The sequence below is a fragment of the Phycisphaerae bacterium genome (assembly GCA_018003015.1).
In the GTDB taxonomy this organism is placed as follows: Bacteria; Planctomycetota; Phycisphaerae; order UBA1845; family PWPN01; genus JAGNEZ01.
The window spans coordinates 160,092-166,694 of the sequence record JAGNEZ010000007.1 but is presented as its reverse complement, the minus strand read 5'-3'; the positions used below and the strand labels follow the sequence as shown (position 1 = coordinate 166,694).

The 6,603-nt window shown below is 63.7% G+C and carries 6 protein-coding genes; 2 read left to right on the top strand and 4 right to left on the bottom strand.

From position 1 onward, the window contains the following. Positions 1-175: 175 nt before the first annotated feature. The 3 genes from KA354_05355 to KA354_05345 all read right to left on the bottom strand — a co-directional run bounded on the left by KA354_05355 (position 176) and on the right by KA354_05345 (position 3,760). Positions 176-1,726, bottom strand: a complete 1,551-nt coding sequence (locus KA354_05355) for a hypothetical protein (protein MBP7934059.1) — start codon at positions 1,724-1,726, stop codon at positions 176-178. A gap of 505 nt (positions 1,727-2,231) precedes the next feature. Next, entirely contained in the window at positions 2,232-3,089 is an 858-nt protein-coding gene (locus KA354_05350; GenBank protein MBP7934058.1) for a zf-HC2 domain-containing protein, read from the bottom strand. 65 nt (positions 3,090-3,154) lie between these two features. Continuing rightward, positions 3,155-3,760: a sigma-70 family RNA polymerase sigma factor gene (locus KA354_05345; GenBank protein ID MBP7934057.1), complete on the bottom strand. Its 606-nt coding sequence runs from the start codon at positions 3,758-3,760 to the stop codon at positions 3,155-3,157. A gap of 304 nt (positions 3,761-4,064) precedes the next feature. On the opposite strand from KA354_05345, the gene KA354_05340 reads away from it, so the two are divergent. Beyond that, positions 4,065-4,658, top strand: a complete 594-nt coding sequence (locus KA354_05340; protein MBP7934056.1) for a hypothetical protein — start codon at positions 4,065-4,067, stop codon at positions 4,656-4,658. Positions 4,659-4,928: 270 nt separating this feature from the next. Further along, positions 4,929-5,822, top strand: coding sequence for a hypothetical protein (locus KA354_05335; protein ID MBP7934055.1), 894 nt, complete (start codon positions 4,929-4,931; stop codon positions 5,820-5,822). Between the two features lie 176 nt (positions 5,823-5,998). Here KA354_05335 and KA354_05330 read toward each other — a convergent pair whose 3' ends face one another. Beyond that, on the bottom strand, positions 5,999-6,586 hold the full coding sequence (locus tag KA354_05330) for a hypothetical protein (GenBank protein MBP7934054.1): 588 nt from the start codon (positions 6,584-6,586) through the stop codon (positions 5,999-6,001). Positions 6,587-6,603: the final 17 nt, after the last annotated feature.

The window sequence follows — 6,603 nt, the reverse complement described above, 5'->3', positions numbered from 1 at the left end:
TTCAGGTCCTTCGGTTGGGAACCTCGTTTGGATCCGAAGGACGATCTGGAGCGGAAGAAGATCGCCGAGCAGCAGGCGGCCGCGGAAGAGCAGGCCCGGCTGCTAAGCCTGGAGCGGGGCGGCTAGCCGGGGGACCACACTGACGGGTCGAAAGCCGCAGCTGCTGCAGCGGGGATTACTTGTTGGCGTGCCGCGTCGAGGAAGTCGCTTTCCACAGCAAGGCCACGTAGACGAGAAACCCTGCCAGCGTGGGCCCGGCCCAGAAGCAGAAGGCCAGGAACTCCTCGGGGATGCCGTATGGTCGTCGCCAGACGGTAAAAACCCTCGCCCTAATCAGCATGCCGGTCAGAATGCACCACGCGGACGCAAAGCAGACCCAAAGGGTGAGGTAACCGGCGAGATAGGAGCCGATCTTGGCTGTGGCGGGGAGCAGGTTGCGCTTTTGGTGCAGCGTGTGGATCAGGCCTACGAACGCGGCCGCCAGCATCACCAGGGCCAGAAAGACGGCGGCGCTCGTGATGCCGAGCATGGGGGCGACTCCCCAGAGGATGACGCCGTCGTCCTCCTCCCACAGGGAGCCCGACGACAAGGCCAGGTTGGTGAGAACGGTGGCTGCTCCCGTGGCCACAAACACGACGGGTAGATGACCGACCAGGAACAGACGATGGGCTGTACTCGGCGAGCACACCCTCACCGTGCGGCCGAACCGGCTGGGATTCAGAATCGGCTGTGATTCCGTTTCCCACCACGCCCGCAGGATGCCGACGTCTTGCCGTCCTTCCCAGGCCGAGCCGGGCCGGACGCTCGGCCCCAACGACGCTGCCACAAGCTCTCCACATTCCGGGCAGCGGCTGTCGGACGGCGTGGCGACTAGATTGTACCCGCAGAACTCACACGTGGGCGGCCTCTGGATGGGCGCGATTGGCCGGGCGGCGCCGACCGCTCGGAACAACGCCCAGAGGATCCAGACTCCCACAAGGAAGCCGATCTGGACGACAAAAACCTCGCCGTATCGAATCAGGAACGGCCTGCTTCGGTGGTATACGCGCCACGCCTCATTGTATTGCCTGCTGGCATCATTGACCTGCTTTCGCCAGTCGGCATAGGCCTTCTGGTAGTCGTTGGACTGCTGGGTCGTCGGGTTGAGAGGGGGGGGCGGAGCAGCAGGTGGCATGGTGAAGGTGGGAACGGGAATGGTCTGAGGCCTGCTGTTGTGCTCGCGGCGCATGTGGTCGTAGCCGATGATCAGAAGGCCGATGACCAGGACTGCGGGCAGAGCATGCGTGCTGTGCAGCCAGGTGTGCCGCAGGGCGTGCGCCCAACTTGAACGGAGCGGTTCATCGCCTGCACCCCAAGGCAGCACGATGAGAGCCAGGGCCAGAAAGCCACCCTCCACTAGGAAGATAACCAGCATCGTGATCAGGAGTGCTTCCTGCCAGTCACGGTGGAACTCGCGAAGAATGTCGTTTGCCAGGACCGTGGTGACGTCGTGTTTTTCGTCGATCCCCACCAGCGCGACGATGAGGAGAAAGGTTGCCACGCCTGCCAGCAGATGAACGCCGTAGGCGTGGAGCAGCGGCAGAGTACGCGTGCGCTGGGCGGTGGTGGCTGGCAACAGCCACGCGGTCAGAAACGCCATCATGCCGGGCCACGGGAGGGGCCCTGTCTGGGTGCCAGGCGGTTCGCGGTCGCGCTCAACGATGATCCGGAGGGTACTATCGCTCACTCGCACACCTCAGTGGCGTAGTCTGGTCGTCCCTCCGGTAGTTTCCAGTCTACGCCAGAATCTCGGGGCGCCGGAGCCGCAGCCTGCATTATGTCTGCGCATCGGATCGAGCGGAAGAGGGAATAGGGTCTGGGGAGCCATTACGGCAGGCCTTCAGGTCATTGAACGAAAGCGGACGGCCTCCCCGCCGTCCGCTTCCAGCATTTCGTGATGTGATTGCCTCGGGATGGTCGGGGGCTCTACCCTTCCATCCCCTGCGCTCCCCAAGACTCCGCATCTCTTGCCTCCACGTGGCGTGCCAAGGCCTGCAGCCTGAACACTTTTTGTCGTAAGCATTTTTTTTAAATGATGTTATGCATCATCTGTATGCCTAGTCGGCGTCCCAATGCCTCTGATCCGCGTGGCTGCCGGCAGCCGAACCCAGCCCCGGCGTCCCCTCAGTGGCCGCCGGCGGCCGGGCGCCGGCCTTCCGGACGCCCAGGACGGCTTGGCAGTGCGGTGGGAATCAGGGATCGCGGACCTTGTCGCATTCGTTGAGACGAGGGGCGATGGCGGTCAGGACGGCTGGCAACTGGGCGTGCACGTCCAACTTGCTCAGCACGCAGTGGCAGGTGCTGGGGTCGGTGTAGTGGACAAGACGCCAGCCGCCGTGCTGGACGCGACGGGTATTCAGGCAGTTCGCCGCACAAGGGGAATCGCAGTGGACGCCCATGGGGGTCTGCGCTGTCGGCGGGTGGAAGAACACCACCAGCGGATCGCCATTCGAGCGATAGCGGGCCGCGATGCCCGGCGTGCGTCCGAACCGCATTCGATAGGCTTGGCACAGCCGGTAGCCGCCGGGCAACTCCTGCGGAAGGGCGAAGCTCAGGCGGGGCGCCAGCTTGGCGGCCTGCTCAACGCCGATGGCCTCCGCCCTGTAGTGCGTGAGGAACCGATCGACGGCCACATCGACGTCTGCGGACAAGTTGTCCAGCAGCAGGTCGTAGTCCACGGCCTCGGCCTGGACTGGGGTGGCACTGGAGTGAAGCCAGGCGGCCACAAAGACCCCGCTACCGATCAGCAGAGCTAGGCTGGCGGCTGCGGCGAGCGGACGTCGCCAGAGGCGAAGGAGCCCGGCGGAGCGTTTTCTGGGCGGCGATGCGTCCAGGCGACCTGCGATGGCCGTCCAAAGAGCGGCAGGGGGGTGCTCCGGCAGTGCAACCCGGTATCGTTCCAACTCGGCGAACAGAGTGCGTTGAGCCTTGAGCTCGGCCGCGCAGGCCGGACATGTGCGGGCATGTGTCTCAAGATCCGTTCGGGTCGTGGGGGCGAGCTCGCCGTCCAGATAAGGACCGATATATACGCGAGCGATCGTGCAGTTCATCACATTCCACCCTGAGAGCCGTTCACGTGCTCTATATCATTAGATGCATGCAACGGCTGATCTCTTCATGCCTCATGTCCAGGCCCCGGCCCCAGCATGTCCCGGAGCATCTTCCTTGCCCGGTTGAGTCCTGACGCAATCGTGCCCTCGGGTTTCTCCAGCACGCGTGCCATCTCGGCGTAGTTCAGTCCCTCAAAGTGCCTCAAGATGACCAGCGTGCGCTCCCATTCGGGCAGCTGGGTGAGGGCCAGGCCCACGTCCAGCCGAACATCGGTCGCGACGACCGGTGCCTGAGCAGCGTCAGTCGGGGACTCGCTGTCCCGGAACTGGGGCAACCGCTGACGGCCTTGCCGTCGTAGGAATTGGAGGGCCTCGTTCACCGCCACCCGGTAGACCCAGGTCGCGATTCGCGAGTGTCCGTCGAACTGGTGGATTCTCTCAAAAACGCGGATGTAGGTATCCTGCGTGAGGTCGAGGGCATCATCCGGATTGCCGGTCATTCGGATGAGCAGCCGGTGAACCCGGTCACTGGTTAATGCGTACAATTCGCGCTGAGCCTCGCGGTCTCCTTCACGACATCGTTCGACAAGCTGGGATTCGGTCATGGTCTTGTGGCCGAGTCGCAGGCCCAATCTCCAACCGGGATACGCCCCGTTCATTTGCCCCTTCAACAGATTAGCACCTCCCGGCCTGCCGGCAAAGCGGTCGGGGGGTATCCCACAACCGGGACACCATCCGCGAGCGTATGGCTGGAATCTGATCTCGTCGCGAAGAAACCCGCTCCGCGACGCATCTAACAGTCGGTATGGATCGGGTGATCCTGGTCCGAGGTACGCTTGAACAATGAAACGAAAGGGCTTGAGCATGAAATGCATACGTTGGGCTGTTGCCTTCTCATTCGCCATCGTCTCCGTGGCTTGGGCAGCGGAAACTCAGAGGTGCCGTAGTCAGGTCAAATGCACCGAGTCTGTATCCGTGGTGCAGAAGACCTGTCCGGCCGTGGCCGAGACGGTCAAGAAGGACATCGTGGCCGGCTGTGGCCACGCCAAGACCTCCGCCTGTAGCCAGAACCGGATCGCCAAGGTCAAGGATGTCGCGAAGGTTAAGGGCGCCTCCGGAGGGTACCTGCCGGCGCTCTACAGCATGGGGAAGGTCTATCTCCTGGTCGGCGCGGACGCGCTGAGAGGACTGAATATCACCCCCGCTCAACGAGTCAAGGAAGTTGGCGATGCCCAGTGCTCTCGTGCCGGTGACGAGAAAGCGGAATGCGGTCTTCGTTGCGATAAGGCGGCTTGTGACTGCGGCGATAAGGGTTGCGGCGACGGCAAGTGCGAATGCCGCGGCTGCAAGAAGGGCTGTGGGGATGGTAAGTGCGCTTGCGTCGACTGCAAGGGCTGCGTCGGTTGCAGGGGTTGCGGCGAGGGCAAGTGCGGCTGCGGTGACGGCAAGAAGAACTGCGCCGGTGGCCAGAAGGACTGCGCGGTCGTCAAAGGGGTCACTGAGCCCGGAAGCAAGCACTGCCCAAGCGGTATGGCCGGTTGTTTGAAGCGTGTTGCCCTGGAGCAGTGAATCGTCGGAGCGGCGGGCTGACACGGCCAAATCGTGTCCTCTCCCCGGCGGAAAGACGTAACCGCTTACGGTGGTAGTTGTTGATCAGCGCCAAATCACGCGGGCGGATACTCCGCCCGCGTTCTGTTTTGGCGGGCAGCCTTGTCTCGATTCGCCCCACTGGTGTCAACTGCAGAGATGAGCGAGAATACGCACCTATAGGTGGGTAGCATGCCGTCCGCAGCCGTGGGTGCTGACGGGTGAGTGGCGGGCGATGGGTGGAGACAGGTGATGCTCATGCATTTCGCGGCCGCATTCGGCGGCCTGTGCTGTGCGGCCGCAACCTCTCAACCGACCGGGTTGCACGCTTCGCTGGATCGCGAGTCGGTAGTGGTCGGGGGTTGCGTCGCCCTTGTTCTGGACAAGCCGCCCCGGGATCTGCCCAAGGAGTTGATTCTCGAGATCGAAGGTCGCCAGCCGGTCTCGCTCAGTCGCTCGTCGCCGCGGATCAACAACGGCGATACTTCCGTGCACCTCATCTGGATCGATCTTGAGCATCCCGTGGACCTCGGCGGGACGCTTCCTCGTTTGCGGCTTGAGCCTGTGTTTCGCGAGCCGGGCACGTTGAAGCTGAAACTGAGAACGGACCGAGGCGTCGTCGGCAAGTGGGAGGTGCGGGTGGTCGCGCCCTCCGACGAGGCCAAAGCGGCGACGCGCGTTCTCTACCCGGAGATCACGCCACAGGGGCCGGACAACGGCCAGCTCGCCTGCTGGGCCTTAGCTCTGGCGGAGGAATGGGAACGGCCGGGTGCCCTCGTCACCAACGTGAATCGCCTGGTTGAAACCTTGCCAACCGTGGCCAGGCATCCCGACTGGGCCGAGATTGCCCCCGCCTTGGTTCGCCACCGTGTGATGCAGAGTGAGTTGATGCGGCTGCTTCGTAGCCAGGGGACGACGAACCCCGGCGCTCAGACGGCCGCAGCCGGCGAGGTCCTGGACCGCGTCGTGGCTGAAATCGAGAGAACACCTGTCAAGACACCGTTTGGACGGGCAATTGCCGTCCAAGGGCGCTTACTCATCGAAACCGCACAAAGCGGTACATTGGGCGTGAAGATCCGCTTCTCTCATCCGGCGGCGAAGACGGGCAAGTCACCGCCGCCGACGCAGCCGAGCAGGACAGAATAGAATCGCCGGACATTGCCCACCCCACGGCCAAGGAGAACCCGCCGCCATCGGGCTCGCTCTGCGGATTGAGCTTACCATCCGCGACGGGACGCTCTCGGTCGCTTGGAGTGCAAAGCAGAAGGACACGTCGGTTGTCAGCCGACGTGCCCTTCACCGCATGCACCCTCGCTCTGCGGTTATCGTCGCCAGTGATCGGATCGGACGGCTACATACCGTTGAGCAGGTCCCGACCGGTAGATGATGGGACGCGGGCCGCCGATGGTGTTCGAGTGAGTGTAGGCCTTGACTTCGCCACCTCCGGCGGTGTGGCCGGTCGCACCGGCCTGGGCAGAGCCTCCACCGTGACGGTCCGAACTTGCTGAGCCACCGGCCTCGACTGAGCGGGCCTTGCCGCCCTCGGACAGGACACCACCGTAGCTGGTGCTGACTTTGCCGTCACGACCGATGCTGATGTTCAAGGTGCCCGCATAAGCCAAGCCCAGACGGCCCGCAATCGCGTGGCTGAAGGACAGGTCGATCCCGTCCTGGTCCGCGCCGACGGCTAAACCTCGGGCGAAGTTGACGTCGCCGGTGATGGCCTGGGTCTTGGTCAGGGCCGGCCCATTGCCGTCACCCTGGTAGTCGGCGGTCGCCGCAGCGGTACCCGCCTTGTCGCCTCGTCCGCTGCTCGCCGCCGCACGGGTTGCGGCCTGACCGGCCATCGCGTTGACCGCACCCATCGCTCCGATCAGCACTCCGATAGCATATCTGTTGAGCGGTCTCATGTTACACCTCCATACGG